The 25,506-nt window shown below is 65.9% G+C and carries 28 protein-coding genes and 2 tRNA genes; 11 read left to right on the top strand and 19 right to left on the bottom strand.

Annotation, left to right across the window (positions count from 1 at the left end; genetic code table 11):
* Positions 1–12 precede the first annotated feature (12 nt).
* The 4 genes from ABL844_RS21310 to hemP all read left to right on the top strand — a co-directional run bounded on the left by ABL844_RS21310 (position 13) and on the right by hemP (position 2,172).
* On the top strand, positions 13–705 hold the full coding sequence (locus tag ABL844_RS21310; protein WP_311737056.1) for an energy transducer TonB: 693 nt from the start codon (positions 13–15) through the stop codon (positions 703–705).
* An 18-nt stretch (positions 706–723) separates the two neighbouring features.
* A complete protein-coding gene (locus ABL844_RS21315) occupies positions 724–1,440 on the top strand; it encodes a MotA/TolQ/ExbB proton channel family protein (RefSeq protein WP_126025897.1) in 717 nt (238 codons plus the stop codon).
* Between the two features lie 5 nt (positions 1,441–1,445).
* Positions 1,446–1,859 carry an ExbD/TolR family protein gene (locus ABL844_RS21320; protein WP_126025898.1) on the top strand — a complete coding sequence of 138 codons (414 nt, stop codon included), beginning with the start codon at positions 1,446–1,448 and terminating at the stop codon, positions 1,857–1,859.
* A 100-nt stretch (positions 1,860–1,959) separates the two neighbouring features.
* Positions 1,960–2,172: a hemin uptake protein HemP gene (gene hemP, locus ABL844_RS21325; protein ID WP_019655899.1), complete on the top strand. Its 213-nt coding sequence runs from the start codon at positions 1,960–1,962 to the stop codon at positions 2,170–2,172.
* Between the two features lie 181 nt (positions 2,173–2,353).
* Here the strand turns inward: hemP and ABL844_RS21330 are convergent, their stop codons facing one another.
* Entirely contained in the window at positions 2,354–2,761 is a 408-nt protein-coding gene (locus ABL844_RS21330) for a GlcG/HbpS family heme-binding protein (protein ID WP_418128818.1), read from the bottom strand.
* Positions 2,762–2,927: 166 nt separating this feature from the next.
* Between ABL844_RS21330 and ABL844_RS21335 the strand changes: the two genes are divergently transcribed.
* On the top strand, positions 2,928–3,629 hold the full coding sequence (locus ABL844_RS21335; protein ID WP_418128819.1) for a Bax inhibitor-1/YccA family protein: 702 nt from the start codon (positions 2,928–2,930) through the stop codon (positions 3,627–3,629).
* A 45-nt stretch (positions 3,630–3,674) separates the two neighbouring features.
* Here ABL844_RS21335 and rlmD read toward each other — a convergent pair whose 3' ends face one another.
* From rlmD to surE, 5 genes are read right to left on the bottom strand one after another with little or no spacing between them, the layout of a single operon-like run.
* Positions 3,675–5,111: a 23S rRNA (uracil(1939)-C(5))-methyltransferase RlmD gene (gene rlmD / locus ABL844_RS21340; protein ID WP_418128820.1), complete on the bottom strand. Its 1,437-nt coding sequence runs from the start codon at positions 5,109–5,111 to the stop codon at positions 3,675–3,677.
* A 31-nt stretch (positions 5,112–5,142) separates the two neighbouring features.
* On the bottom strand, positions 5,143–6,198 hold the full coding sequence (locus tag ABL844_RS21345) for a sigma-70 family RNA polymerase sigma factor (protein WP_418128821.1): 1,056 nt from the start codon (positions 6,196–6,198) through the stop codon (positions 5,143–5,145).
* Between the two features lie 4 nt (positions 6,199–6,202).
* Positions 6,203–7,105: a peptidoglycan DD-metalloendopeptidase family protein gene (locus tag ABL844_RS21350; RefSeq protein WP_369661579.1), complete on the bottom strand. Its 903-nt coding sequence runs from the start codon at positions 7,103–7,105 to the stop codon at positions 6,203–6,205.
* Positions 7,106–7,116: 11 nt separating this feature from the next.
* Positions 7,117–7,890, bottom strand: coding sequence for a protein-L-isoaspartate(D-aspartate) O-methyltransferase (locus tag ABL844_RS21355; protein ID WP_369661578.1), 774 nt, complete (start codon positions 7,888–7,890; stop codon positions 7,117–7,119).
* A 1-nt stretch (position 7,891) separates the two neighbouring features.
* A complete protein-coding gene (surE, locus tag ABL844_RS21360) occupies positions 7,892–8,650 on the bottom strand; it encodes a 5'/3'-nucleotidase SurE (RefSeq protein ID WP_126024945.1) in 759 nt (252 codons plus the stop codon).
* Between the two features lie 128 nt (positions 8,651–8,778).
* Between surE and ABL844_RS21365 the strand changes: the two genes are divergently transcribed.
* Positions 8,779–9,765, top strand: coding sequence for an NADPH:quinone oxidoreductase family protein (locus tag ABL844_RS21365; RefSeq protein WP_126024958.1), 987 nt, complete (start codon positions 8,779–8,781; stop codon positions 9,763–9,765).
* Positions 9,766–9,859: 94 nt separating this feature from the next.
* Here the strand turns inward: ABL844_RS21365 and ABL844_RS21370 are convergent, their stop codons facing one another.
* The 3 genes from ABL844_RS21370 to ABL844_RS21380 form a co-directional block, all read right to left on the bottom strand.
* Positions 9,860–10,207: an H-NS family nucleoid-associated regulatory protein gene (locus ABL844_RS21370; protein ID WP_126024944.1), complete on the bottom strand. Its 348-nt coding sequence runs from the start codon at positions 10,205–10,207 to the stop codon at positions 9,860–9,862.
* 285 nt (positions 10,208–10,492) lie between these two features.
* Positions 10,493–10,568 (bottom strand) — tRNA-His (locus ABL844_RS21375).
* Between the two features lie 77 nt (positions 10,569–10,645).
* A complete protein-coding gene (locus tag ABL844_RS21380) occupies positions 10,646–11,281 on the bottom strand; it encodes a YbhB/YbcL family Raf kinase inhibitor-like protein (protein ID WP_418128822.1) in 636 nt (211 codons plus the stop codon).
* A 212-nt stretch (positions 11,282–11,493) separates the two neighbouring features.
* Here ABL844_RS21380 and ABL844_RS21385 point away from each other — a divergent pair, with 212 nt between their 5' ends.
* Both ABL844_RS21385 and ABL844_RS21390 read left to right on the top strand, forming a co-directional pair.
* Positions 11,494–11,742 (top strand): GlsB/YeaQ/YmgE family stress response membrane protein, encoded by a 249-nt coding sequence (locus ABL844_RS21385; RefSeq protein WP_019655888.1) that lies wholly within the window; start codon positions 11,494–11,496, stop codon positions 11,740–11,742.
* A gap of 50 nt (positions 11,743–11,792) precedes the next feature.
* Complete coding sequence (locus tag ABL844_RS21390) at positions 11,793–12,125, top strand: hypothetical protein (protein WP_126472778.1); 333 nt, start codon at positions 11,793–11,795, stop codon at positions 12,123–12,125.
* A 30-nt stretch (positions 12,126–12,155) separates the two neighbouring features.
* Here ABL844_RS21390 and ABL844_RS21395 read toward each other — a convergent pair whose 3' ends face one another.
* The 6 genes from ABL844_RS21395 to ABL844_RS21420 all read right to left on the bottom strand — a co-directional run bounded on the left by ABL844_RS21395 (position 12,156) and on the right by ABL844_RS21420 (position 17,596).
* The gene (locus tag ABL844_RS21395) at positions 12,156–12,830 is read right to left on the bottom strand and encodes a histidine phosphatase family protein (protein ID WP_418121633.1); all 675 of its coding nucleotides are present in this window, start codon (positions 12,828–12,830) and stop codon (positions 12,156–12,158) included.
* Between the two features lie 128 nt (positions 12,831–12,958).
* Positions 12,959–14,875 carry a SurA N-terminal domain-containing protein gene (locus ABL844_RS21400; protein ID WP_418128823.1) on the bottom strand — a complete coding sequence of 639 codons (1,917 nt, stop codon included), beginning with the start codon at positions 14,873–14,875 and terminating at the stop codon, positions 12,959–12,961.
* Positions 14,876–14,952: 77 nt separating this feature from the next.
* A tRNA-Val gene (locus ABL844_RS21405) sits at positions 14,953–15,028 on the bottom strand.
* 28 nt (positions 15,029–15,056) lie between these two features.
* Positions 15,057–15,329 carry an HU family DNA-binding protein gene (locus tag ABL844_RS21410; RefSeq protein WP_007830705.1) on the bottom strand — a complete coding sequence of 91 codons (273 nt, stop codon included), beginning with the start codon at positions 15,327–15,329 and terminating at the stop codon, positions 15,057–15,059.
* A gap of 222 nt (positions 15,330–15,551) precedes the next feature.
* The gene (locus ABL844_RS21415) at positions 15,552–16,637 is read right to left on the bottom strand and encodes a tartrate dehydrogenase (protein WP_126024940.1); all 1,086 of its coding nucleotides are present in this window, start codon (positions 16,635–16,637) and stop codon (positions 15,552–15,554) included.
* Entirely contained in the window at positions 16,634–17,596 is a 963-nt protein-coding gene (locus tag ABL844_RS21420; RefSeq protein WP_418128824.1) for an alpha/beta fold hydrolase, read from the bottom strand. Before ABL844_RS21420 ends, ABL844_RS21415 begins: the two co-directional genes overlap by 4 nt.
* Before the next feature lie 53 nt (positions 17,597–17,649).
* Here ABL844_RS21420 and ABL844_RS21425 point away from each other — a divergent pair, with 53 nt between their 5' ends.
* Positions 17,650–18,597: a LysR substrate-binding domain-containing protein gene (locus tag ABL844_RS21425; RefSeq protein ID WP_418128825.1), complete on the top strand. Its 948-nt coding sequence runs from the start codon at positions 17,650–17,652 to the stop codon at positions 18,595–18,597.
* Between the two features lie 20 nt (positions 18,598–18,617).
* On the opposite strand, the gene ABL844_RS21430 is transcribed toward ABL844_RS21425, so the two are convergent.
* The 4 genes from ABL844_RS21430 to ABL844_RS21445 form a co-directional block, all read right to left on the bottom strand.
* Entirely contained in the window at positions 18,618–19,508 is an 891-nt protein-coding gene (locus ABL844_RS21430) for a DMT family transporter (RefSeq protein WP_418128827.1), read from the bottom strand.
* 4 nt (positions 19,509–19,512) lie between these two features.
* Positions 19,513–20,079, bottom strand: a complete 567-nt coding sequence (gene pgsA, locus ABL844_RS21435; protein ID WP_093051202.1) for a CDP-diacylglycerol--glycerol-3-phosphate 3-phosphatidyltransferase — start codon at positions 20,077–20,079, stop codon at positions 19,513–19,515.
* Between the two features lie 48 nt (positions 20,080–20,127).
* Positions 20,128–22,089 (bottom strand): excinuclease ABC subunit UvrC, encoded by a 1,962-nt coding sequence (uvrC, locus tag ABL844_RS21440; protein ID WP_418128828.1) that lies wholly within the window; start codon positions 22,087–22,089, stop codon positions 20,128–20,130.
* Positions 22,090–22,197: 108 nt separating this feature from the next.
* The gene (locus ABL844_RS21445) at positions 22,198–23,631 is read right to left on the bottom strand and encodes a M20/M25/M40 family metallo-hydrolase (protein WP_418128830.1); all 1,434 of its coding nucleotides are present in this window, start codon (positions 23,629–23,631) and stop codon (positions 22,198–22,200) included.
* Positions 23,632–23,705: 74 nt separating this feature from the next.
* On the opposite strand from ABL844_RS21445, the gene earP reads away from it, so the two are divergent.
* Entirely contained in the window at positions 23,706–24,794 is a 1,089-nt protein-coding gene (gene earP, locus ABL844_RS21450; RefSeq protein WP_418128831.1) for an elongation factor P maturation arginine rhamnosyltransferase EarP, read from the top strand.
* Positions 24,795–24,940: 146 nt separating this feature from the next.
* Positions 24,941–25,495 (top strand): elongation factor P, encoded by a 555-nt coding sequence (gene efp / locus ABL844_RS21455; RefSeq protein WP_126024932.1) that lies wholly within the window; start codon positions 24,941–24,943, stop codon positions 25,493–25,495.
* The last annotated feature ends 11 nt before the right edge of the window (positions 25,496–25,506 follow it).

Genomic DNA, 25,506 nt, shown 5'->3' on the forward strand with positions numbered 1-25,506 from the left:
GAATGGTTGATCGTGTCTGACCGCTTCGCCCCCCCTCCTTCCCTCTTCGGCCTTTCGCGCAATGTCGTCATTGCCGGCGGGGTCGTCCTGTTTCACGCCGCTGCGCTCTGGGCGCTCCAGAGCGGGTTGCTGCGCCGTGCCGCCGAAGTGGTGATCCCCGTGGAGATCATCAGCCAGCTCGTCGAACCGCCCAAGCCGGCGCCGCCACCACCGCCCCCGCCTCCTCCGCCGGAGAAAAAGGTGGCCAAGGTGCCGCCGCCTCCGCGGCCCCAGGCGATCCGGGAGCCCAAACCGACGCCCGCGCCGAACGCCCCCACGGGCAGCGTCGAGCCGCCTCCGCCTCCAGCGCCCATTCCGCCACCCGCTCCGGAGCCGCCGCCGGCGCCGCCCCCCGCACCGCCGGCGCCCAAGCTGGTCGAAATCAGCGAAGGCCAGACGCAATACGTGCGCGAACCGCGCGTCGTGTTCCCTGCAATGAGCAGGCGCCTGGGCGAATCCGGCGTCGTGGTCATCGCGGTGTATTTCAACAGCGCGGGCATTCCCAAGCGGGCGGAAATCTTCAAGTCCAGCGGTTACGAGCGGCTCGACCAGGCCGCGCGCGAAGCGTTGATGTCTTCGCAAGTGACGCCATTCAAGCAACCGGGGGCCAACGAGGCCACGGTCTACATGCTGAAGGCGCCCATCCGGTTCAATCTTTCCCAGTAATTTTTTGGAGTAGTACGCATGGATTCTCAATTCGGCTTGATGAACGTCTGGAATCAGGGCGATTTCGTCACGAAGGCCGTGGCAGTGCTGCTGATCGGCATGTCGCTCGCGTCGTGGATCGTCATCATCGTCAAGGCGCTCGACGTCATCCGTTACAAGCGTCTGGCCAAGCACTCGCAGGACTTCTGGCACAGCGAAGACTTCGCCACCGCCCTGAACAAGCTGGGCAAGGACGACAGTAACCCCTTCCGCGCACTCGCCCTCGAAGGCCGCGAGGCAGCCGCGCACCACCGCAACACCAAGGCCCACCTGCACGATGCGCTGGATGTGAGCGACTGGATCACGCGCGCCCTGCGCAACGGCATCGACGCCTTCACCGCCCGCCTGCAGACCGGCCTGGCGATCCTGGCTTCGGTCGGCTCCACGGCTCCATTCATCGGGCTGTTCGGCACCGTCTGGGGCATCTACCACGCGCTCATGAGCATCGGCTCGGCCGGCCAGGCAACCATCGACAAGGTGGCCGGCCCGATCGGCGAAGCGCTGATCATGACGGCCCTCGGCCTTGCCGTGGCCATTCCGGCGGTGCTGGGCTACAACGCGCTGGTGCGCGGCAACAAGTTCGTGCTGACCAAGCTCAACGCCTTCGCCCATGACCTGCACGCCTACTTCGTGACCGGCGCGCGTGTGCAAAGCGGCGGCAGCGATGCCATCGTGGTTCCGCTCAAGAAGGGCTGAGCATCATGGCCTTCGGAACACAAGACGAACCCGATGAGGTGATGAACGAGATCAACATGACGCCGCTGGTCGACGTCATGCTGGTGCTGCTCATCATCTTCATCATCACCGTGCCGGTGATGAAGCATGCAGTCAACATCGACCTGCCGCGCGCCACCAGCGAGCCGGAACAACCCAAACCGCAGAACATCCTGTTCAGCGTGACTGCCGACGGCGCCTACTACTGGAACGAGCAGAAGATCGACGACAGCGAGTTGCCCGGTCGCTTGGCCGCAGAAGCCGCCAAGGAGCCGCAGCCCGAGCTCCACATTCGCGGCGACAAGGCTGTTCGCTACGAGCGAGTGGCCAAGGCGATGTCGGAAGCCCGCGAAGCCGGCGTGCGCAAGATCGGTTTTGTCACTGAACCCGACCCCAAGTGAGCTGAAAGCAAGAGAGCAAGCAAAAAAAGTTGATCGCGGCGATTGACTTCTATTTGCGAATCATTATCATTCGCTCATCGCTTCGATAAGGGAACCACAGATGCCAGCCACACCGAATGCCTTTTCTGTTCTGAACCATCCTTCGCTCGACCAGTCGGGTGGCGGCCATGCGTCGATCCAGGCAACGCGTCCGGTGCCGATGCTCGAAAGCACGGAGCTTCTGAAAGGAAGCAAAACCGTCGGCATCATGCACAACGGCTCCCTCTATCGGCTGCAAGCCACCAAACTCGGCAAGCTGATCCTGACCAAGTAAGTCATCCAGCCCGCCCTTCGCGCAAGTTTCATCGTGGGGCGACTCAAGGAGATTCATCTCCGAAGGGTCGTTTTTTGCTAGCCAACGGTTCGCCGACTAGCCAAGCTTTTTTTCCACGCTGAAGCAGCCCAAACAAAAACGCCGACCTCGAAGTCGGCGTTTTGCTTTGTGCGGAGAAAATTCAGACGCCCAGAGCCGCGATGCCGGCCTTGGCGACCTGCGCGTCTTCATTCGACTTCACGCCGCTCACGCCGACTGCGCCGATCACGTGGCCGTCCTTCACGATCGGCACGCCGCCTTCGAGCAGGCCCTGTACTTCAGGCGCCGTCAGGAACGCGGTCCGGCCACCGTTGATGATGTCCTCGTAGACCTTGCTTTCGCGTCGCCCCATGGCTGCCGTGTGGGCCTTGGCGGGAGCGATGTGCGAAGACAGCGCCGCCGCGCCGTCCAGGCGCTGCAGCCAGAGCAGGTTGCCGGCGTCGTCCGAGATCGCGATGGTCACTGCCCAGTTGTTCTTGAGAGCCTCGGCTTCGGCCGCTGCGGCGATGGTCTTGACGTCGGCGAGTTCGAGGAATGACTTGGTCTTCATGATGGATGAGCTCAGTTTGCGTGAAACCCGAGAGCATAACGGCCATGGCGCTAGGGGCGCCTTCAGGGCTTGGGAACACCCCGCATACGGTTTTTCCGGTACCCCCTCTTGCGGCCCCCTAGAATGCGCCCAACTGCGTCATGCAGCAACCACAGGAGCTCCGGCCATGAACGACCGCGTTACCACCCTAGACACTTCTTCCGGCTACGGCCAGCCATTGGCGCAGGCTGAGCGCCAGCGCGTGCTGCGCAATACCTACTGGCTTCTCGCACTGAGCCTGCTGCCCACCGTGTTGGGCGCCTGGGTCGGCGTCAGCACCGGCATCACCCGCTCGCTCACCGGTGGCCTGGGCCTCATCGTCTTCCTCGGCGGTGCCTTCGGCTTCATGTTCGCCATCGAGAAGACCAAGAACTCCGCGGCCGGCGTGCCCGTGCTGCTGGCATTCACGTTCTTCATGGGCCTGATGCTGTCGCGCCTGATCGCGATGGTGCTCGGCTTCAAGAACGGGTCCGAACTCATCATGACGGCATTCGGCGGCACCGCTGGCGTGTTCTTCGTGATGGCCTCGCTGGCCACCGTCATCAAGCGCGACCTGTCGGGCATGGGCAAGTTCCTGTTCGTCGGCGCAATGGTTCTGATGATCGGCGCGATCATCAACGTGTTCGTCGGCTCGACCACCGGCATGCTGGTCATCTCGGTTGCCGCCATCGGCATCTTCTCGGCCTACATGCTCTATGACTTGAAGCAGATCATCGACGGCGGCGAAACCAACTACATCAGCGCCACGCTCGCCCTGTACCTCGACCTGTTCAATGTGTTCCAGAGCCTGCTGGCACTGCTGGGCATCTTCGGCGGCGAGCGCGACTGAGCGACGCACACGCGTCCAACGAAAGGGGCCCCTCCGGGCCCTTTTTCATTCCAACTCGAAAACCGCTATCGACTCCACGTGCGCCGTGTGCGGGAACATGTTGACCACCCCCGCATGGGTGCAGCGATAGCCCGCCTGATGCACCAGCAGCCCCGCATCGCGCGCGAGCGTCGACGGGTTGCAGCTTACGTACACGATGCGCTTCGGCGGCGTCCAGCCGTCGGTGCGCAGATCGGGCTGCTGATGAAGATCGGCGATGGCCTTGGCCAGCGCGAATGCGCCTTCGCGCGGCGGATCGACCAGCCACTTGTCGGCGCCGCCGTCGGCCACCAGCATCTCCGGCGTCATTTCGAACAGGTTGCGCGCCACGAACGTCGCAGGCGACAACTCGCGGCGAGCCGACGTGGCTGGCTGATTCCTCTTGAAGTTGTCGGTCGCGCGCGCCACCAGCGTATCGCTGCCTTCGATGCCCAGCACCTCGCGCGCCCGGCTCGCCAGCGGCAGCGTGAAATTGCCCAGGCCGCAGAACCAGTCGATCACGCGCTCGTCGGATTGGACGTCGAGCAGGCGCAGCGCCTTGCCCACCAGCGCCCGATTGATGTGCGGATTGACCTGCGTGAAATCGGTGGGCTTGAACGGCATCGTCACGCCGAACTCCGGCAACCGGTACGCCAGCGGCGTGCCCCCCTCTTCCAGCAGCTTCACGGTGTCCGGCCCCTTGGGCTGCAGCCACCACTGGACGCCTTCGTTCTTCTCCGCAAAGGCCTTCAATCGGTCGATGTCCGCGCGCGAAAGTGGCTCCAGGTGGCGCAACACCAAAGCGATCGTGCCGAGCCGCGTAGAATCGGGCGCATCGCCGCAGGCCAGCTCGATCTGCGGGCAGGTGTCTCGCGCATCCATCGAGCCGATCAGCTCGCGCAGCGGCATCAGCATCTCGCTGACCTGCTTCGGCAGCACAGGGCAGACCTGCATGTCGGCCAGATAGCGGCTCTTGCGCTCGTGAAAGCCGATCAGCACCGTGCCCTTCTTGACCACATGGCGCACCGAGAGGCGTGCGCGATAGCGGTAGTGCCAGGCCGGGCCCTCGAGCGGCCGCAGCAGGTTCTCGGGCTTGACCTTGCCAAGGTGCCAGAGGTTGTCCTCCAGCGCGCGCTGCTTCACTGCCACCTGGGCGGCTGCATCGAGGTGCTGCATCTTGCAGCCGCCGCAGGCACCCGTATGCAGGCCGAAATGCGGGCAGCCCGGGCGCACCCGCTGCGACGATTCGCGGCGGATGGCAGTGACCGTGCCCTGTTCCCAGTTGTTCTTGCGGCGATGGACGTTGAACCGCACTTCCTCGAACGGCAGCGCGCCTTCGATGAACACGACCATGCCGTCGGACTTGTGCGCCACGCCCTGCGCATCGAGGTCGAGGGACTCGACCTTCAGCCATTCTTCGCCTGGATTCGCGGGGACTTTCTTTTCTTCGATGGATTCCGTCATCCCCCGATTGTCTCAGCGTGGCCGGATATCCCTAGAACAGCGCGTCACGCCCCACGCCGGAGCGGGCGAGCTGGCGCCGCATCTTGGCCAGCGCCTCGTTCTGGATCTGCCGCACACGCTCCCGCGTGAGTCCCAGGCGCACGCTCAGCACCTCCAGCGTTTCGGGCTCGCGGTCGTGGAGGCCGTAGCGGCCCTCCAGCACTTCGCGCTCACGTGCGTCGAGGGCCTGCACCCACTGGTCGAGCAGGCGCTCCACCTCGCGTGTGTGCGCCACGTCGGTCGGGCTGCCCTGCTCGTCCTCGGAGGCCACAGTGTCGGCCAGCGTGAACCCCTCGTCTCCCCGAGCGTCGCCAGCGTCCAGCGAGCGCGGGGCTTCGGACAGCGCCAGAAGCTCGGCCACGGACTGCACATCGCGCCCCAACAGCGCCGCGATGTCTTCCACCCGAACGCCGTCCGGCCGATGCACGAGAAATTCGGCGTCGCCTTCGAGCGTGCGGCGGGCCTTCAGCACCTGCTGCAGCTCGCGCACCACGTGCACCGGCAGGCGGATCGCGCGTGCCTGCGTCATGACCGCACGCTCCACCGACTGGCGAATCCACCAGGTCGCATAAGTCGAAAAGCGGAAGCCTCGCTCGGGCTCGAACTTGGTAATGGCGTGCATCAGGCCCAGATTGCCCTCCTCGATGAGATCGGACAGCGGCACGCCCCGCCCCAGATAGGCCTTGGCGATGTTGACCACAAGCCGCAGGTTGTGCTCGATCATCGACTGCCGCGCGGCGAAGTCACCGGCACGCGCGGCGCATGCGGTCTGGTATTCCTCGGCAGGCGTGAAGAGCTCGGTGCGGCGCACCTGGCGCAGGTAGATGGTCAGCGCGTCGGCGCCTTCGCCGCCGACCAGCTCACCCACGGCGCCCATGGCGTTGTTCGTCGGCAGCGGAGCGTCTGCAGCCGACGCGTCCACGTCGTCTTCGGGAACGTGCGCACTCTCGCCGGCAGGCTCGGGATGGCCGTTGCCCGAAGGCATGCTGCCCCTGCCCGCCGACCCGCGCACAGGCAACTGCGTGCGGCGGGGGCGGGAGGCAGCCATGGCATCACCGGCTGGGCAGGTAGCGCGAGGGATCGACGGGCTTGCCCTGGCGGCGGATCTCGAAATGCAGCTTCACGCGATCGGCATCGCTGTTGCCCATTTCGGCGATCTTCTGGCCCTTCTGAACCGACTGGTCTTCCTTCACGAGCAGCGTCTGGTTGTGCGCGTAGGCCGTGAGGTAGGTGTTGTTGTGCTTCAGGATGATCAGGTTGCCATAGCCGCGCAGGCCCGCGCCCGCGTAGACAACGCGCCCGTCAGCGGCTGCAAGCACCGGATCGCCCGCCTTGCCGGCGATGTCGTAGCCCTTGTTCTTCGCTTCGTCGAAGCCGGCGATCAACGAACCGCTCGCCGGCCAGATCCAGCCCACGTCTTCGTCACCCGAACCGCCGCTGGCGGGGCTGGCCGGCGAAGCCGTGACCGGAGCCGATGGCTTGGTCGCGCCGCTGGACGGCGTGGACGGCACCACCACGGGCTGCGGCGGCACCGGCTTCGTGACCGCGCCTTCGGAAGGCGTTGCGGGCGCGGCCGCGACGGCAGTGCCCGAGCCGGTGGGCGGGATCACGCGCAGCACCTGGCCGACTTCGATCAGATCGGGGTTGTCGAGATTGTTCCAGCGGACGATGTCCTGCCAGCGCTGGCCGGTCTCGGCGCCGATGCGGCGGATGGTGTCGCCGGGGCGCACTGCGTAGTAGCCGGGCTTGCCGTAGTTCTCGATGCCGGCAAGCGGCCTGCCATTGGCGTCGGTGGTGATCGGTGGGCCGCCGGGCACAGTCGCGGCTGGAGCGCGCGTCATGGTGCCGCGGTCTTCGACTGGTGCCGGCCCGCGAGGTGTGGAACAGCCCGCGATCACGAGCACAAAGGCCAACGTGACGCCAGCGAACCAACTCCGATTGCCAAAACCCTGCATTTGTTATTCCTTCAAGCGATACCGGATTTTAGGGGGACAAAGTGAACAGCCTCAAGAACGAGGCGCTCCAGTCCACGGGGAGTCTTGTCGATGACGACAAGGGCCTGGCCACCCTTCGCGGAATGCGTTGGCGCCACGATGCGGCCGCCCACCGCCAGCTGCTCGATCCACGCCTCGGGCACGGCCTCGCCACCTGCAGCGGCGATGATGCCGGCATAGGGCGCACCCTTGGCGTAGCCGATCATTCCGTCGCCCAATATCAGGTGGACGGTTGCGAGCCGGAAGGGCCGCAGGTTGGCGCGCGCCCGCTCATGCAAACCGCGCAGGCGCTCGATGCTGTAGACCTCGGTCGCCACATGATTCAGCACTGCAGCCTGGTAGCCGCAGCCAGTGCCGATCTCGAGCACCCTGCCGAGCTTGCCCTCGGGCTTTCCCGCCAGGGCAGGAGCGCCCATGAGCAGTTCGATCATGCGAGCCACCACGTTGGGCTTGGAAATGGTCTGCCCCAGTCCGATCGGCAGGCTGGTGTCCTCATAGGCCTGGTTGACCAGAGCGCTGTCGACGAAGCGGTGGCGCTCCACTGCGCCCATCGCGCGCAACACGCGCGCATCGGAAATGCCCTGCGCCGCGAGCTTCTGCACCATGCGCGCCCGCACGGCGTCGGACGCCATCGAAGGCGTGGACGGCACCACAGGCTTGACCGGCGCGGCGGGCATGCGCCCGCGCGTGGCGGCCGAGGCGGTGGGTGTCAGGCGAACAGGAAAACCGGGCCGCTGGGTGGCCATGTCAGTTGCCGAGACGGGCCACCGTCTCGCGCCATTGGCCAAGGTTGGCGTGATCGGTCAGGTCGATCTGCAGCGGCGTCAGCGCGATGTGGCCGGCCGCGGTGGCGTGGAAGTCGGTGCCTTCGCCGCTGTCCTTGGCGCCGCCGGCACCGGCGATCCAGTACATCGTCTCGCCGCGCGGGCTGTCCTGCGTGATCACCTTCTCGGCCGCATGGCGCCTGCCGAGGCGGCAGACCTTGACGGGCTTCAGTTCGTCGAACGGCAGGTTCGGCACGTTCACGTTGAGCAGAAAGGCTCCACCTTCGTGCATGCGCTCGCGCTCGATCTGCTGCACCAGACGCCGCGCCACCTGGCCGGCCGCATCCACGTGGGCCCAGCCCTTCTCGATCTGCGAGAAGGCAATGGCGGGAATGCCGAACAGGTAGGCCTCCATCGCCGCACCGACGGTGCCCGAATAGATGGTGTCGTCGCCCATGTTGGCGCCGTTGTTGATGCCGGATACCACCAGATCGGGCCGGTAGTCGAGCAGGCCCTTGAGCGCGATGTGCACGCAGTCGGCCGGCGTGCCCGTCACGTAGCGGAAACCGTTGTGCGCCTCGCGCACATAGAGCGGCGCCGCCAGGGTCAGCGCGTTCGACTTGGCGCTGTTGTTGTGTTCGGGTGCGACAACCTCGACTTCGGCAATGTCCTTGAGCGCGTCGTGCAGAGCGACGATGCCCGGCGCCTGGAAGCCGTCGTCATTGGAAATAAGTATCTTCATGGTGCTTCTGGATGCACCGGATTGTAGGCGTCGGGTGCGTCGCAGCAGGGACAAGCCCGCCCTGCCGCGACCCCTATCATGCCCGCAGTCATTGCCCCAACATTACCTGTCTGAAGGAGACCCCTGGCATGCACGCATGGCTTTGCGAAAACCCCGTCGGCGTCGACGCGCTGACCTGGAAGGAACTGCCCACCCCCACGCCGGGCCCGGGCCAGGTGCTCATCGAGATCAAGGCGGCGAGCCTGAACTTTCCTGATCTGCTGATCGTGCAGAACAAGTACCAGATGAAACCCCCGCTGCCCTTCGTTCCGGGCTCCGAGTACGCGGGCGTCATCCAGGCGGTGGGCGAAGGCGTCACGCACCTGAAGGTCGGGCAGAACGTGGCGTGCCTCTCCGGCACGGGTGGCTTCGCCACCCACACTCTGGCACCCGCGGCGCTGTGCATGCCGCTGCCCGAGGGCTTCAGCCATGTAGACGCGGCCGCGTTCATCATGATCTACGCCACCTCCTGGCATGCGCTGATGGACCGCGCTCAACTGAAAGCCGGCGAAACCGTGCTGGTGCTCGGCGCTGCCGGCGGCGTGGGCACCGCGGCCATCCAGATCGCGAAGGCCGCCGGCGCCAAGGTGATCGCTGCCGCCTCCACGGATGAGAAATGCGAGCTCTGCCGCTCCATCGGCGCCGACGCAACGATCAACTACACGACGCACGCCCTGCCCAACGGTTTTCGCGATGCCATCAAGGCCGCGACCGACGGCAAAGGGCCGGATGTCATTTACGACCCCGTCGGCGGCGATTTTGCGGAGCCGGCCTTTCGCTCCATCGGATGGCGCGGCCGTTATTTGGTCGTCGGTTTTGCGTCGGGCCCGATTCCGTCTCTGCCATTGAATCTGACGCTGCTGAAAGGCGCCTCGCTGGTCGGCGTGTTCTGGGGCGATTTCGCCAAGCGCGAGCCCAAGGCCAATGCGCAGATGATGGCCGAATTGGCGCAGTGGTACGGCCAGGGAAAGATCAAGCCGGTGATCGACAGCACGATGCCGATGGCCGAATTGAAGGCCGCGTACGCCCACATGGGTTCGCGCGGCGTCAAAGGAAAACTGGTGATGGTGAACTGAGCGCACCGCCTTTCTGCGCTTCTTGCGCCCCAATAAAAAAGCCCGCATGAGCGGGCTTTTTTATTGGGCATCTGCCCAGCGAAAACAGGGGCACTTACTTGATCTCGTAATCGGAAAGAGACTTGCCCGCAGCCAACGCCTCGGTCACCCAGCGCGGCTTGCGGCCACGGCCGCCAGACCAGGTTTCGCCGGTCGGGCTGCGGTATTTGGCGGCGGCCTTGGCCGGAGCGGCGCTTGCACCGCGCTTGGCGGAACCAGCAGCGCGGCCGGTCAGTTTCAGATCGGAGGCCGTCAAACCGTATTCGGCGATCTTCCGGCGCACCTCTTCGATCACGCCGGCGCGTTCCTGGTTGCGCAGGTCTTCGGCCTGCTTGCGCAATTGCGCAATCTGCTCGTCGTGCTTCTTGATCTGGGAATTGATATCGGCGAGGGTCGAAGCCATTCTTGGACTCCTGAAATTGAAAACGGGGCGATTTTAATTCAGTTTACATTTGACACAAGTGCCTTAACGAGTGAAAAAACGGCGCCGCATTGCATTAGTGCAACAACTCGCAACATAAAGCGATGGGCGCCGGTGAGCGGCCTATAGCTGGGCAAGAGAGAAAAAGAGGCTTCGGCGCGAAGGGACCGCAGAAGATGCGGGGACCGAAAAAGACAACGCCGGGAGAAACCCGGCGTTTTTGTTCCTTTGAATGTGCTATTGCGCAATAGCACAAAGGAGATATTTTGGGGTGGCTGATGGGACTCGAACCCACGACGACCAGAATCACAATCTGGGACTCTACCAGCTGAGCTACAGCCACCACAGAGCCTACGATTGTAGCGTTAAAAATCGCGGTTTTGACGGCGCAATGCACAAAGAGCCCGAAAGAGCAGCATTTCACCCCGCAATCGCCGATCCGCCCGGTGGCACGGCATCCGGAATCCTGATCGTTCCATCGGATCTTTCGTGAGTACCGACCAGCAGTCCGCTGGCGACGGCATGTTCGCGCAAGCCGTCGACGACTTCGTCTCTTCCGGGCGTTTCGGAAAACTCGGGACGACTTGCCAACGCAAACAGCTGGAACGCATACCGATGCACTCCATGCCCAGGTGGCGGATCGGGCGGCAGCCAGGCCGCCTGCAAGGCCGAATTGCGTCCAACATGCAGCCCCGCTGCACCCTCGTTTCCCTGGCTTGGAATCGCTCCTTCTGCCAGCGCCCCACTCTGCGGCTCCAGGTCCACCACGATGGCATGCACCAGCGGATTCGGCGTGGGCGAATCGGCGTCCTCCACGATCAGCAGCAACGATGTCGTGCCCACAGGCAGACCGCTCCACTGAAGCGGAGGCGAGACACCTTCTCCATCGGCGGTGCAGCGCTGCGGCAGCGGCGCATGGTCGGCGAACGCCATGCTGGCGAGTTCGATCGATCCCAGCCCCTCGCGCATTCCGAGGGTATTGAAGACGATGTTGTCCAGACCGGCACGCACGCCCTGCAGGGCCTGCCCAATGACTTCGGGTAGTTTTTCCAGCATGCGAACGGTGTACCGCCGCGCCAGTGGCGAATCTGTAGGACGCCGCGCAGCACCTGCGTCACGAAGTCGGGCACAAGTTCTCGGGTGCAGCGCCCGCTGCGCGGCAGCATCGGCCGGCACGCACAGCGCTCCGCTATCATGAATGCGCCCCTTGCGCAGGGGCATGGCTTACGGCCAGTTCCACCACTTCACCACACCAAAGGAATATCTTCATGAGCATCGTCTGGACTATCCTGATCGGGTTCGTCGTGGGTCTTGTGGCGCGGGCAGTCAAGCCGGGCGACGACTCCGCTGGCTTCATCGTCACCACCATCATCGGCATCGCCGGCTCGCTGATCGTCACCTACGTCGGCCAGTCGCTGGGCTGGTACACCGCGGGCCAGGGGGCTGGCTTCATCGCCTCCGTGCTGGGCGCGATCGTGTTGCTCTTCATCTACGGAATGATCAAGCGCAAGAGCTGATCGATACAGGAAAGAAGGCCGTGCCGCCTCGTGCGCACGGCCGCCCAGCGATGCCCCGCAAAGCGCGCGCCAAGCATCATGTGTATGTGGTCGAGCTGGACGACCGCGTATGGAACAACGGCCGCTTCAGGCGCGCCAACCCCGACTACCAGCTCGGCAAACCCTTCGTCTACGTCGGCATGACCGGCTTGGACCCGGACATCCGTTTCGACAAGCACAAGGCCGGCATCCAAGCCAACAGCTTCGTGCAGGAGTTCGGCCTGCACCTGCTGCCCGCGCTCTACGAGCGCTACAACCCCATGACCTACGAGGACGCCCGGCTGATGGAAGTCGACCTCGGCATCGCGCTGCGCAAGGCCGGCTACGGCGTCTGGCAGGCCTGAGGCTCAGCCTGGCAATCAGGCGCCAGCTCTTCAGGAGTAGGTGACCCAGTCCTCATACGCCGGCCCATCCAGATGCGGCAGCGTGTTGTACGTGACGAGCATGTGCCGCTTCGGCGTGAAGGCGAACTCCGTCACCGAGGTATTGCGGATGCGCAGGTTGAGCTCGATCGTCGTCTCCGCGCTCGTGCCCAGCACATGACCCACCGCCGTGCTGATCGGCCCACCGCTCGACACCACCAGCACCTTCGCGCCGTGGTGCCTGTCGCGCACATGGTCGAGCGCCGTCGTCACACCCGCGAGAAAGTCGACATAGCTCGGCATGCCTACCGGCGAAGTCCTGCCCTGCATCCAGGCGCCCAGGCCTTCGCGCAGCAGACGGAAGTGATGGCGGTACATCTCGGGCGTATCGGGCTTCTGCAGCTTGCCTTCGTGGATGGTGGCGATGACCGCCTCGCTGTCGTATTCGTTGAGGCCGGGCCACGGCAGCACGTCGTCGCGCTCCAGGCCGAGCCCCTTGGCGATGCCTTCCCAGGTCTGGCGATGGCGCCTGAGCGTGCCCGTGATGACGGCATCGAATTTCATGCCGCGCTCGCGCCAGTATTCGCCGAGGCGAGCAGCCTGCCGATGCCCGAGTTCGCTCAGGTTGTCATAGTCGGCAGCGCCGAAGCTGGCCTGCCCGTGGCGCACGAGGTAGAGGGTTCCCATGGGCGGAATTCTGGCAAGAAGCGAAGGTGCGGGTTGTCCCTCGTGCGACCTGTTCGCGCGGCAAAGAAAAAGGCCCGAGCCATTGGCCCGGGCCTTGTCTGCTCGTTCGCGGGGGAGCGAAGCGCGTATCAGCGGCCCGCTGCAACCGGCAGCGTATCCGCCGGCTTCGGGACCAGGATCTCCGCCTTGAAGCGGTCCTTCAGCAGGTTGTAATAGGCAGCGTCTTCAGCGGCGGCCACGGACTGGCCGACCTGCGTCTGCTCCTGCTTCGCGAGCTCGGCCGGCGGCGGCGTGCGCGGAACCACCTTGGTCACGCGCACCACCGTGTAGCCCTGCGCGCCCAGGTCCACGCCAACGAGCACGGGCAGCTTGGAGGCGTCGGCACGCAACGCGGAGTCGATGACCGGCAGCGGCTGCGATTGCGCATCGCGGCGCGACACCGTCACGGGCGCGCCGAAGGTCGCGCCATCGGCCTTCGCAGTCCACGCGGCGAGCTTCGCTTCGCCTTCGGCCTTGGCCAGCACGGCGGCGCGCTCGGAGACGAGCTGCGCGCGGATCTTGTCCTTCACGTCAGCCAGCGGCACCGGATGCGCCGCCGTGTACTTCGTCACGCGGCCCGACGCGAGCTGGCTCGGGCCGACTTCGATCGCCTCGGTGTTCTGCTTGCGCTCGAGCGAATCGGCCGCGAACAGCGCGCTCAGGAAGTTGCGGTTCGCCAGCGGGCCGTTGGTGCCCGGCGCGGGCGTTCGCGCGACGTTGTCGGCCGTGCGGATCGTGAGCTTCAGCTTCTCGGCCGCCGGCTTGAGGCTGTCGGGCGTCTGGTAGACCGCGTCGGTGAAGGTCTCGGCGGCCTTCGCGAATTCCTGCGTGGCCTGCTGCGAGCGCATGTCGTTCTCGATGGTCGCGCGCACCTGCTCGAAGGGCGGGATCACTGCCGGCTTGATGTCGGTCAGGTGGATGATGTGATAGCCGAATTCCGTTTCGACCACGCCGCTGATCTCGCCCTTCTTGAGCGCGAACATCGCGTCTTCGAAAGGCTTGACCATCGCGCCCTTCGTCACGAAGTCGAGATCGCCCCCCTTCTCCGCCGAACCCGGGTCCTGCGAATTCTTGCGCGCCACTTCGGCGAAGGTGTTGGGAGCCTTCTTCACTTCGGCCAGCAGTTGCTCGGCCTTCGCCTTGGCCTTCTCGCGGTCGGCAGCGGATGCGCTGGCCGGCGCGGTGATCAGGATGTGGCTCGCGCGGCGCTCTTCCTTCGTGCCGAAGCGCGAAGCGTTCTGCTCGTAGTAGGTCTTGAGATCCGCCTCGTTCACGACGACGTTCTTCTTGGCCGCGTCGAGATCGAGCACCAGGTACTCGATGCTGGCCTGCTCGGGCGCCTGGAACTGCGCCGTGTGATCCTTGTAGTAGGTCTCGATGTCGGCATCGCTCACCGTCACCTTCGAGGCGAAGGCATCGGGCGCGAAGCGGGCGACCTGGATCTCGCGGGTGTCGTAGAAGGCGTTGATGGTGGTCGCGGCCAGTGCGGGCGGCGTGAAGGCCGTGGCCGAGATGCCCAGCAACACCTGCTGCGTAGCCATGTCGGCGCGCACGGAGGCTTCGTATTGCTCGGGCGTGCGGCCGGTCACGCGCTGGAAGCTTTCGCGGTCGAACTTGCCGTCGGGCGTGCGGAAGGTGGCGAGGCCCGGGTCCTGCGCGAAGATGCGCGAGAGGCGCTCTTCGGACACCGTCATGTTGGCCTTGGCCGCCGCAGCAGCCAGCACGCGGTCGCGCACCATGCGCTCCAGCGTGGCATAGCGCATGGCGTCGGACTCGAGGAGCGTCGGATCGACGTTGGGCGACTGCTGGCGGATGCGGTCCGTCTCGACGCGGTGCTGCTGATCCCACTCGGGCTTGGTGATGTCGTGCCCTTCGATGCGCGCGACCTTCTCGTCGCGACCGAAGCCCTGATAGCGCTCGACGCCGAACAACACGAACGACGGAATGATCAGCAAGAACAAGATGATCATCACGATCTTGTTGTACTTGCGGAAGGTATCAAACATGCTTGAACACTCTTTTTCGACAGCAGTCGGACGGCAATAAAAAAGGCGAACTTGTGGTTCGCCTTTGCATCGGGTGGTGGTGGGTGCTGAGGGGCTCGAACCCCCGACCTACGCCTTGTAAGGGCGCCGCTCTACCAACTGAGCTAAGCACCCCACCGGAAAACTCTCCGAGTCTAACGCCTCAGTTCAGCGCGTCTTTCAGCGCCTTGCCGGGACGGAACTTCGGGATCTTGGCGGCCTTGATTTTAATCGCGTCGCCGGTGCGGGGATTTCGGCCGGTGCGGGCCGCGCGTTTGCCTACTGCGAAAGTGCCGAAACCGACGAGCGAAACGGAACCGCCCTTCTTGAGCGTGGTACGAATGGCGCCGATGGTGGATTCGAGCGCGCGGGTCGCTGCGGCTTTGGAAATGTCGGCGTTCTTTGCGATGTGCTCAATCAGTTCGGTCTTGTTCACAAGGGCCCCTTGTAGAAGAAAAAAGTTGGTCGGCTTTCGTCAGCTGCGACCTGGCCGCAAACGGTGCGACACAAGAACCTGGCAGGCCTGACGCCTCGGCAGCGCGCTGCCAGCGAGGATTACAACCACTGGTCTGCAGGGTGTCAATAAGACGCGAGGCCATGCAGAGCAGCGGAGCGCGCGATTTTAGGGGCGTTTCGTGAAGTCCTTTTTCAAAGGCTCTCAAAGCGCATCGGCAATGGCCTTGCCCAGGTCGGCGGTGCTGGCAGTGCCACCGATGTCGGGGGTGCGCGGTGCTCCGCTTTGGGGCGCGAGCACCTTCTCGATGGTCGACAGGATGGCGTCGTGCGCCTGCTTGTGGCCCAGGAATTCCAGCATCATCGCGCCGCACCAGATCTGCCCGATCGGGTTGGCGATGCCCTTGCCGGCGATGTCCGGCGCCGAGCCGTGCACCGGTTCGAACAGCGACGGCATGGTGCGGTCGGGGTTGAGGTTGGCGCTCGGCGCGATGCCGATGGTGCCGGTGCAGGCCGGCCCGAGGTCGGACAGGATGTCGCCGAACAGGTTGCTCGCCACCACCACGTCGAAGAAGTCGGGCCGCTGCACGAAATGCGCGGTGAGGATGTCGATGTGGAACTTGTCGAGCTTGATGCCGGGGTAGTTCCTGCCCATCTCGGCCACGCGCTCGTCCCAGTAGGGCATGGTGATCGAGATGCCGTTCGACTTGGTGGCGCTGGTCAGGTGCTTCTTGGGCCGCGACTGCGCGAGCTCGAACGCGAACTTCAGCACCCGGTCGACGCCCACGCGCGACATCACCGTCTCCTGCACCACGATCTCGCGCGGCGTGCCCTGGTACATGCGCCCGCCGATGCTGGAATATTCGCCCTCGGTGTTCTCGCGCACGATGTACATGTCGATCTCGCCGGGCTCGCGCGGCGTGCCGTCGCGGCGCACCACCGGCGCGATGATGCCGGGCATCAGGCGCGCCGGACGCAGGTTGATGTACTGGTCGAACTCGCGGCGGAACATCAGCAGCGAGCCCCAGAGCGACACGTGGTCCGGAATCTTCTCGGGCCAGCCCACCGCGCCGAAGAAGATGGCGTCGTGGCCGCCGATCTGGTCCTTCCAGTTGTCGGGCAGCATCTGGCCATGCTTCTCGTAGTAGTCCCAGCTCGAGAAGTCGAAGTGGTCGAACTTCAGGTCGATGCCGAATTTGCGCGCCGCAGCATCGAGCACGCGCAGCCCTTCGGGCATGGTTTCCTTGCCGATGCCGTCGCCGGCGATGACTGCGATTCTGTGGGTGCTCATGGAGTGTCTCCTGCGTGTGCGTGTTGCGAAGATGGAAGAAGAGGAAAGAAGGCCAGGGCCTCGGCGAGCAGCTCGTCCGGGGCCTCCTCGGGAACATAGTGGCCGCAAGGCAGGGCCCGGCCTGACACATCGGCGGCGCGCTCGCGCCACAGCGCCAGCACGTCGAAGGCCTTGCCGACCGCGCCGTGCTCGCCCCACAGCACGCGCAAGGGCTGCCTCAGCTGCAGCCCGGCGGCGATGTCGGCCCGGTCGTGCACGAGATCGATGGTGGCGGAGGCGCGATAGTCCTCGCAGATGGATTCGGCCGTGCCGGCAATGGCGGCGCAGCGCTCGTATTCGGCCAGCACCTCGGGCGCGAAGGGCGCGAGGCCCGCGTGCCGACCGCCCATCACGCTGCGCACGTAGCGCACCGGGTCGGATGCGATCAGCGCCTCGGGCAGCGGCGGCGGCTGGATCAGGAAGAACCAGTGCCAGTAGGCCTTGGCGAATGCTTCCGAGGTCTGCTCGTACATGGCGAGCGTGGGCGCGATGTCGAGCAGCAGCATGCGCTCGACCGCCTCGGGATGGTCCATCGAAAGCCGGTGCGCAACGCGCGCACCGCGGTCGTGCGCCAGGATGCCGAAGCGCTCGAAGCCGTGGTGCCGCATGGCCGCGAGCGCGTCGAGCGCCATCTCGCGCTTGCTGTAGACCGCATGCTCGGCATCCGCCGCCGGCCGGCCCGAATCGCCATAGCCGCGCAGGTCGACCGCCACCACCGTGAACCGCTCGGCCAGCGCCGGCGCCACGCGGTGCCAGATCGCATGCGTCTGCGGATGGCCGTGGAGCAGCAGCAAGGGAGCCCCCTGCCCGCCGGTGCGTCCGTGAATGCGCACGCCGTTGCGCTCGATGTCGAAAGTGGGGAAGGAAAGAAAGGAAGTGGCCGTCACGGCGACGATTGTGCGTTGCGCCCCTCTCGCCATCAAGCAACAATCGGCCAATTCATACTTTCCGATCTGGCATGAATCAACCTTCGATGGAACGAAGCGACCTGGCGCTTGTGCTCGCGATCCGCGACCAGGGCAGCCTCGCGGGCGCGGCTGCCACGCTCGACGTGGTGCCATCCGTCGTCACCAAGCGGCTGGGCGCGCTGGAGGCTCGCCTGGGCCAGCGCCTGTTCGAGCGCACCACGCGGCGCCTCAGCGCCACGGCCGAGGGCGAGGCCATCTGCCTGCATGCGCGGGCGCTGCTCGAAGGGTTCGCCGCGCTGGAGAGCGAGCTTGGCGAACGGCAGAACGAGCTGACCGGCACGCTCCGGCTGGCTGCCACCTTCGGCTTCGGCAGGGTCTGGCTGGGCCCGGCGCTGGCCGCCTTCCAGGCGCGGCATCCGGCGCTGCAGATAGAGCTGGTGCTCACCGAGCAACTGCCCGATCTCGGCGCCGAGGGCTACGACGGCGCGGTGTGGCTCTGGGCCGTGCAGCAGCGCCACGCTGCCGACTGGGTCTCGCGGCGCATCGCGCGCAACCAGCGCGTGCTGGCCGCCGCGCCCGACTACCTGAAGCGCCGCGGCACGCCCGCCACCATCGAGGCGCTGTCCTCGCACGACTGCCTGGTCGCCCGCGAGAACGGCGACGCCGGCGGCCAGCGCCAGCACGCGGTCTGGAGCCTGCGCCACGCGCGCGACGGCAGCACTGCGCGCGTGCGCGTGCAGGGGCCGCTGGCCAGCAATTCGGGCGAGATGGTGCGCGACTGGTGCATGGCCGGGCACGGCATCATGCTGCGCAGCCTATGGGACATCGCACCGCAGCTCGCGAGCGGAGAGCTCGTGCGCCTGCTGCCGCAGTACGCGATGGCGGAGGCCGACATCCACTGGATCGCGCCCTGGCGGCCGAAGACACCGCGCCGCGTGCGCCTGCTGGTCGACCACCTCGTCGAGCAGTTGCGCAGCGAGCCCTGGAAGCCGGGCAAGGCCGAATCACGCTAGATATAAGAAAGGAAGGCAGCTCAGCGGCTGCCGCTTCGCGCCACGAGGCTCACCCCCACGGCGGTAAGCCCGATGCCCAGCACCGTCACCAGCGTGATCGGCTCGGCGAACAGCAGCCACGCCATCACTGCCGTACAGGGTGGCACCAGATAGAGCAGGCTGGTGACGGCGGTGGCAGTTCCGCGCTGGATCAGCATGTAGAGCAGCGAGCTGCCGCCCAGCGACAGCGCCAGCACCGACCAGACCATCGCGCCGCCGGAATGCAGGTTCCACCGGATGCTGTCCGTCTCCAGCGCCGCGAACGGCAGGGTGACGAGCACGGCGGCCGCCATCTGCACGGCGCTCGCGCTGCGCACGTCGCAGGGCGCGACGAAGCGCTTCTGGTATAGCGTGCCCGCGGTGATCGACAGCAGCGCCATCAGCGCGAGCGACATCGTCTCCACGCTGACCTCGCCGCCCTGCCCCAGCTTGCGCAGCACAACCAGTACCAGGCCGGCGAAGCCCAATCCCAGGCCGACCCACTGGCGCCCCGTGATTCGCCCGCCGGTGAAGGAGAGCCACACGGCCGTCAGCACCGGCTGGATGCCGACCAGCAGCGCCACCAGCCCCGCGCCCATGCCTTCGCGCACCGCGGCCCAGACGCCGCCGAGGTAGCCCGCCTGCATCAGGATGCCGGTGACGGCCAGGTGCGCCCACTGGGCCCGCTGCTTCGGCCATTCGACCCGCGCCAGCGCGACCCACGCGGCGAAGCAGGCCAGCGACAGCGCGAAGCGCACGGCGAGGAACTTGAGGGGTGGCGCGTACGGCATGCCGTAGCGCGCGACGATGAAACCCGTGCTCCAGATCAGCACGAAGACCGCGGGCATCGCCCGCAGCCAGCCCGCGCCGCGGGCCGGGGTTGCCGGTGTCATTTGATTATTTGGTTCGGGCCCGGATTTCCGGAATGGCCTTCTGCAGGTAATACACCATCGACCAGATGGTGAGCACGGCCGAGATCCAGATCAGCCACTGGCCCCAGACGCCGGTGTCGATCACCTTGAACAGGCGCCCGTCATAGAGCAGGAAGGGAATGGCGATCATCTGCACTGTCGTCTTGACCTTGCCGATCATGTGCACCGCCACGCTCTTGCTGGCGCCGATCTGCGCCATCCATTCGCGCAGCGCCGAGATGGCGATCTCGCGGCCGATGATGATGAGCGCCACGAACACGTCGGCCCGGTTCAGGTGCACCAGCACCAGGAGCGACGCGCACACCAGGAACTTGTCGGCCACCGGATCGAGAAAGGCCCCGAAGGCCGAGGTCTGGTTGAGCCGGCGGGCCAGGAAGCCGTCGAGCCAGTCGGTGGCGGCGAAGACGATGAACATGACCGTGGCGATCAGGTTGCGCATCGGCTCGGCCATCGGCAGGTAGAACACACCGACGATCAAAGGGATCGCGACGATGCGCGTCCAGGTCATGATGGTCGGCAGGGTCCAGAACATCGCTTGATTGTGTCATGGCCGCGCCACCCCCTCGCGGGGGTCAGGCGCTCAATGCAACGCCTTGTAGATTTCTTCCGCCAGGTCGGAGGCGATGCCCTCGACCGAGGCGATGTCCTCGATACTCGCCGCCGCCACGCCCCGGATGCCGCCGAAGCGCTGCAGCAGGCGCGCGCGCCGCTTCGGCCCGATGCCCGGAATGTCTTCGAGCTGGCTGCCGCCCACGCGCACCTTCGCGCGCTTGGCCCGCATGCCGGTGATGGCGAAGCGGTGCGCCTCGTCGCGGATCTGGGCCACCAGCATCAGCGCGGCCGAGTCCCTGCCGAGGTAGACCTTCTCGCGGCCGTCGGCGAACACCAGCTCTTCAAGGCCTACCTTGCGGCCCTCGCCCTTCTCGACCCCCACGATCAGCGACAGCGGCAGGCCCAGTTCGCCGAACACCTCGCGTGCCATCGACACCTGCCCCTTGCCGCCGTCGACCAGCACCAGGTCGGGCATGCGGGCGGTGCGCGGCTTGGGCGGCGCCTCGCTGCCATCGCTTTCGGCATCGCCCGGAGGCAGGGCGTCGGTCTCGGCGGCCATGGCCTCGGCCAGCTTGCCATAGCGGCGGTGCAGCACCTGGCGCATGGCGGCGTAGTCGTCGCCGGGCGTGATGCCCTCGATGTTGTAGCGGCGGTACTCCTTGTTCTGCATGGCGTGGTGCTCGAACACCACGCAGGAGGCCTGCGTCGCCTCGCCCGCGGTGTGCGAGATGTCGAAGCATTCGACGCGGAAGTTGTCGAGGTCGTCCGAAGCCAGCTCCAGCGCGTCGGCCAGCGCGCGCGTGCGCGCCTGCTGCGAGCCCTCTTCGGCCAGCAGCCGGGCCAGCTGAAGCTTGGCGTTGGTCTCGGCCATTTCCAGCCAGTGGCGGCGCTGCTCGCGCGGCTGGAACACCGCCGTCACGCGCGAGCCGGCCTGCTGCGAGATGGCCTCGATCAGCTCCCGGCTCACCTGCTCGCTCAGCACCAGCGTGGCGGGCACGGGCACGTCGATGTAGTGCTGGGCGATGAAAGCCTCGAGCACCTGCACCTCGACCGGATCCGCGACGGCGGGCGGCGCGCCCTCTTCGTCGTCGAGCTCGCCGTGATGGATCTGCGCCGCGTCTTCCACGTGCACCGGGAAGTACGGCCGGTCGCCCAGGTGCCGCCCGCCGCGCACCATCGCGAGGTTCACGCAGGCCTTTCCGCCCTGCACCTTCACCGCGAGGATGTCGACGTCCTTGTCGGATGCGATCTCGATGGACTGCTGGTGCAGCACGCGCGAGATGGCCGACATCTGGTTGCGCAGATCGGCCGCCTGCTCGAATTCGAGCTTTTCGGCATGCGCCGTCATGCGCTGCTCGAGCTTGGAGAGCACGAGCTGCGTGTCGCCCATCAGGAAGGCTTCGGCGCTGGCCACGTCCTGCGCATAGGCCTCGGGGCCGATGTGGCCCACGCAGGGGCCGCTGCAGCGCTTGATCTGGTACAGCAGGCAGGGCCGCGTGCGGTTTGCGTACACCGTGTCCTCGCAGGTGCGCAGTCGGAACACCTTCTGCAGCAGCTGGATGGATTCCTTCACCGCCCATGCGCTCGGATACGGCCCGAAATAGCGGTGCTTCTTGTCGACCGCGCCGCGGTAGTAGGCCAGCCGCGGAAACTGGTGCGAGGCGATCTTCAGGTAGGGGTAGCTCTTGTCGTCGCGAAACAGGATGTTGTAGCGCGGCTTGAGCGTCTTGATGAGATTGTTCTCGAGCAGCAGCGCCTCGGCCTCGGAGCGCACCACCGTGGTTTCCATGCGCACGATCTTCGAGATCATGTGCCCGATGCGCGTGCCGCCGTGGTTCTTCTGGAAGTAATTGGCGACCCGCTTCTTCAGGTTGCGCGCCTTGCCCACGTAGAGCACCGCCCCGGCCGCGTCGAAATAGCGGTACACGCCGGGCAGTTGCGGCAGGGCCGCGACTTCGCTGAGCAGTTGTTCGGAATGCACGTCTGACATGGCGGCTATTGTGGCGCGCGCCATGCGGCCCCGGCGGCCGCCTGCGCGCAAACCCTTGCTCCCGCGCCGCGCCCTTCAACCTTCAATAGAGCAGGCGCGGGCTGCGCCCTACTTCGCGAGTTCGCTGACCAGCCGGTACAGGAACTCGCGCCCGTCGTACAGGCGCTGGATCTCGATGCGCTCGTCCAGCCCGTGCGAGCGCGCGTCGGAGGGCTCCACGAACAGGCCGCTCACGCCGTACATCGGGATGCCGGCGTTGCGCATGAAGCGGCTGTCGGTGGCGCCGGTGCTCATCGCGGGTATCACCGGCACGCCGGGCCACATCTGCTGGGTGATCGATTCCACCGTCTTGACCAGGTCGCCGTTCAGCGGCGAGGCCGGGCTGCGCAGCGGCTTGCCCATGTTGCGCACCGCGATCTTGTCGTTGCCCACGACCTGGGTCAGCTGGCGCTCGACTTCTTCCGGGTCGTCGTGCGGCAGGATGCGGCAGTTGACCGTGGCCTTGGCCGACTGCGGCAGCGCGTTCTCGGCATGGCCGGCCTGCACCATCGTCGCCACGCAGGTGGTGCGGAACTGGGCGTTGTAGGCCGGGTTGGCCGACATGCGCTCGATCACCGACGCATCGGGGTTGCCGCTGCCGACCGCGCGCATGTCCTCGGCGAGCTGGCCGGTGGCGAACGGTGCGCTGCGCGCGAAGTAGGTCTTGGTGACGTCGGCGAGCTTCACCGGAAAGCTGTAGTTGCCCAGGCGCTCCAGCGCGGCCGAGAGTGCGTAGATCGGGTTGGTCTTGGTCGGCACCGAGCTGTGGCCGCCCACGTCGCGCGCCTCCAGCATGTAGGTGGTGTACATCTTCTCGGCCACCTGCATGCGGTGCAGGTTGGGCTTGCCGCCGCGCAGCTCGCCGCCGCCGCCTTCGTTGATGCCGAACTCGGCCTGCAACAGCTCGGGCTTGTTGTTGATGAGCCAGAAGGCGCCGTTGCTCAGCGCGTCGCCGCGTTCCTCGTCGGCGGTCAGCGCGAGGATGACGTCGCGCTTCGGCCTGAAGCCTTCCTGCTTCAGCTGCCCCACCACGGAGACCAGCGCCGCGGCCATGGCCTTGTCGTCGATGGCGCCGCGCGCGGTGAAGTAGCCGCCGGTCTCCTGCAGCTTGAACGGGTCGGTCTTCCAGTCCTCGCGCCGGGCCTCGACCACGTCGATGTGCGCCAGCAGCAGCAGCGGCTTCTTGCTGCCGTCGCCCTTCAAGCGCAGCACCATGTTGCCCTTCTTGGGAAAGGGTTCGAATATCTGAATGTCGCCGGGGGAGAAGCCCGCCTCGATCAGACGCTTTTCCATGGCTCGCGCCGCCGCGGTGTTGTCGCCGACCGAGTGGGTGGTGTTGATCTCGATCAGCTCCTTGTAGATGTCGTGGAAGCGCTGCTGCTGCGGCGTGAGCGACTGCGGAGCCTGCGGCTGCGCCACTGCGGCTGTCGTGCCGCAGAAGCCGCAGAGGGCCAGGGAGACGGCGAGCACGGTCTTTGCGGCGCGGAAGGTCTGCATCCTCATGGGTTCTCTCTCCGGTGGTGGTTGTCCGGACAGCATAGCAAGCGCCATCGGCGAACACGGGCACACTCGCGACCATGCAATCCAGCCAATCGAAGCAGTGGGACATCTTCTGCAAGGTCATCGACAACCACGGCGACCTGGGCGTCTGCTGGCGGCTTGCCCGCCAGCTGGCCGCCCTCGGCGAGCGCGTGCGGCTATGGATCGACGATGCGACGGCGCTGGGCTGGATGGCGCCGTCGGGCCATGACGGCGTGCAAGTGATCGATTGGCTCGATCCCTCGGCGCTGCGGGCGGCCGTGGCGCAGCCAGCGCCCGACGTGCTGATCGAAGGCTTCGGCTGCGACCCGGCGCCGGAGCTGGTCGCCCGTTTCGCCGAGCGACCGGGCATTGCCTGGATCAACCTCGAATACCTGTCTGCGGAGCCGTACGTGGAGCGGCTGCACGGCCTGCCCTCGCCGGTGTTCAAGGGCCCCGGCGCCGGACTGACCAAGCGCTTCTTCTATCCCGGCTTCACGAGCGCCACCGGCGGACTGCTTCGCGAGCCCGACCTGATGGAGCGCAGGTCGCGCTTCGATCGCGCATCCTGGCTGTCGGCACGACAGATCCCTTGGCGGCAGGACGAACGCCTCGTCTCCCTCTTCTGCTACGAGCCCCCCGCGCTGGCCGGACTGCTGGCTCGCCTCGCCGAAAGCAGGCAGCCCACTCGCCTGCTGGTAACGGCCGGCCGTGCCGCGCAGGCGGTCCAGGCTCTGCAGGGAAGCGCGCCGCTGCTCCATGGCCGCGGCGCGCTATCAATTTCATACCTGCCCTATCTCACACAGCCCGACTTCGACCACCTGTTGTGGGCCTGCGACCTGAACTTCGTGCGTGGCGAGGATTCGCTGGTGCGCGCGCTCTGGGCCGGAGCGCCGCTGATCTGGCAGATCTATCCGCAGGACGACGACGCCCACCATGAAAAGCTGAACGCCTGGCTCGACTGGCTAGGCGCACCGCCCTCGCTGAGGCTTTTCCACCACGCGTGGAACGGCTTTGGCGACGCAGCCCTCCCCGAGCCGGAAATGCACGGCCCGTGGCTGGAAACAGCCCGGAACGCCCGCGCGCGGCTGCTCGCGCAGGACGACCTGATTACCCAATTGCGAAAATTCGTCACCCAAAAAAGCTAAAATAGCGGGCTTTGCGGATTTCGGCCCGGGTTTCATCGATCCGGAATGTCTTCCGCTAAACCTGCCGCGGGACATGTACCGCGGGGCCAGCCGAACGGCAAACCAAAGCCCCGCGCACCGAGCGGCCAACATCCAGAGACCCTGTTATGAAAATCGCTCAAGAAATCCGCGCCGGCAACGTCATCATGCACGGCAAGGACCCGATGGTCGTCCTCAAGACCGAATACAGCCGCGGCGGCCGCAACTCCGCCACCGTGCGCATGAAGATGAAGAGCCTGATCGCCAACTTCAACACCGAAGTGGTCTTCAAGGCCGACGACAAGATCGACCAGATCGTGCTCGACAAGAAGGAGTGCACCTACTCGTACTTCGCAGACCCCATGTACGTCTGCATGGACACCGAATACAACCAGTACGAAGTCGAAGCCGAGAACATGGGCGACGCCCTGAACTACCTCGAAGACGGCATGGCCGTCGAAGTGGTGTTCTACGAAGGCAAGGCGATCTCGGTGGAACTGCCGACCAGCGTCGAGCGCGAAATCACCTGGACCGAGCCGGCCGTCAAGGGCGACACCTCGGGCAAGGTCATGAAGCCCGCCAAGATCGCCACCGGCTTCGAAGTGCCGGTTCCGCTCTTCGTCTCGCAAGGCGATCGCATCGAAATCGACACGCGCACCGGCGAATACCGCAAGCGCGTCTGAGTCCCGGCTTC

Source organism: Variovorax sp. 278MFTsu5.1, from assembly GCF_048305045.1.
GTDB classification, from domain to species: domain Bacteria; phylum Pseudomonadota; class Gammaproteobacteria; order Burkholderiales; family Burkholderiaceae_C; genus Variovorax; species Variovorax guangxiensis.

What these genes read in the sequence shown, in the direction of transcription:
- ABL844_RS21315 (WP_126025897.1), top strand. Translation starts at nt 724, where the DNA reads ATGGATTCTCAATTCGGCTTGATGAACGTCTGGAATCAGGGCGATTTC.
- ABL844_RS21320 (WP_126025898.1), top strand. Translation starts at nt 1,446, where the DNA reads ATGGCCTTCGGAACACAAGACGAACCCGATGAGGTGATGAACGAGATC.
- hemP (WP_019655899.1), top strand. Translation starts at nt 1,960, where the DNA reads ATGCCAGCCACACCGAATGCCTTTTCTGTTCTGAACCATCCTTCGCTC.
- ABL844_RS21330 (WP_418128818.1), bottom strand. Translation starts at nt 2,761, where the DNA reads ATGAAGACCAAGTCATTCCTCGAACTCGCCGACGTCAAGACCATCGCC.
- ABL844_RS21335 (WP_418128819.1), top strand. Translation starts at nt 2,928, where the DNA reads ATGAACGACCGCGTTACCACCCTAGACACTTCTTCCGGCTACGGCCAG.
- rlmD (WP_418128820.1), bottom strand. Translation starts at nt 5,111, where the DNA reads ATGACGGAATCCATCGAAGAAAAGAAAGTCCCCGCGAATCCAGGCGAA.
- ABL844_RS21345 (WP_418128821.1), bottom strand. Translation starts at nt 6,198, where the DNA reads ATGGCTGCCTCCCGCCCCCGCCGCACGCAGTTGCCTGTGCGCGGGTCG.
- ABL844_RS21350 (WP_369661579.1), bottom strand. Translation starts at nt 7,105, where the DNA reads ATGCAGGGTTTTGGCAATCGGAGTTGGTTCGCTGGCGTCACGTTGGCC.
- ABL844_RS21355 (WP_369661578.1), bottom strand. Translation starts at nt 7,890, where the DNA reads ATGGCCACCCAGCGGCCCGGTTTTCCTGTTCGCCTGACACCCACCGCC.
- surE (WP_126024945.1), bottom strand. Translation starts at nt 8,650, where the DNA reads ATGAAGATACTTATTTCCAATGACGACGGCTTCCAGGCGCCGGGCATC.
- ABL844_RS21365 (WP_126024958.1), top strand. Translation starts at nt 8,779, where the DNA reads ATGCACGCATGGCTTTGCGAAAACCCCGTCGGCGTCGACGCGCTGACC.
- ABL844_RS21370 (WP_126024944.1), bottom strand. Translation starts at nt 10,207, where the DNA reads ATGGCTTCGACCCTCGCCGATATCAATTCCCAGATCAAGAAGCACGAC.
- ABL844_RS21380 (WP_418128822.1), bottom strand. Translation starts at nt 11,281, where the DNA reads ATGCTGGAAAAACTACCCGAAGTCATTGGGCAGGCCCTGCAGGGCGTG.
- ABL844_RS21385 (WP_019655888.1), top strand. Translation starts at nt 11,494, where the DNA reads ATGAGCATCGTCTGGACTATCCTGATCGGGTTCGTCGTGGGTCTTGTG.
- ABL844_RS21390 (WP_126472778.1), top strand. Translation starts at nt 11,793, where the DNA reads ATGCCCCGCAAAGCGCGCGCCAAGCATCATGTGTATGTGGTCGAGCTG.
- ABL844_RS21395 (WP_418121633.1), bottom strand. Translation starts at nt 12,830, where the DNA reads ATGGGAACCCTCTACCTCGTGCGCCACGGGCAGGCCAGCTTCGGCGCT.
- ABL844_RS21400 (WP_418128823.1), bottom strand. Translation starts at nt 14,875, where the DNA reads ATGTTTGATACCTTCCGCAAGTACAACAAGATCGTGATGATCATCTTG.
- ABL844_RS21415 (WP_126024940.1), bottom strand. Translation starts at nt 16,637, where the DNA reads ATGAGCACCCACAGAATCGCAGTCATCGCCGGCGACGGCATCGGCAAG.
- ABL844_RS21420 (WP_418128824.1), bottom strand. Translation starts at nt 17,596, where the DNA reads ATGGCGAGAGGGGCGCAACGCACAATCGTCGCCGTGACGGCCACTTCC.
- ABL844_RS21425 (WP_418128825.1), top strand. Translation starts at nt 17,650, where the DNA reads ATGGAACGAAGCGACCTGGCGCTTGTGCTCGCGATCCGCGACCAGGGC.
- ABL844_RS21430 (WP_418128827.1), bottom strand. Translation starts at nt 19,508, where the DNA reads ATGACACCGGCAACCCCGGCCCGCGGCGCGGGCTGGCTGCGGGCGATG.
- pgsA (WP_093051202.1), bottom strand. Translation starts at nt 20,079, where the DNA reads ATGTTCTGGACCCTGCCGACCATCATGACCTGGACGCGCATCGTCGCG.
- uvrC (WP_418128828.1), bottom strand. Translation starts at nt 22,089, where the DNA reads ATGTCAGACGTGCATTCCGAACAACTGCTCAGCGAAGTCGCGGCCCTG.
- ABL844_RS21445 (WP_418128830.1), bottom strand. Translation starts at nt 23,631, where the DNA reads ATGAGGATGCAGACCTTCCGCGCCGCAAAGACCGTGCTCGCCGTCTCC.
- earP (WP_418128831.1), top strand. Translation starts at nt 23,706, where the DNA reads ATGCAATCCAGCCAATCGAAGCAGTGGGACATCTTCTGCAAGGTCATC.
- efp (WP_126024932.1), top strand. Translation starts at nt 24,941, where the DNA reads ATGAAAATCGCTCAAGAAATCCGCGCCGGCAACGTCATCATGCACGGC.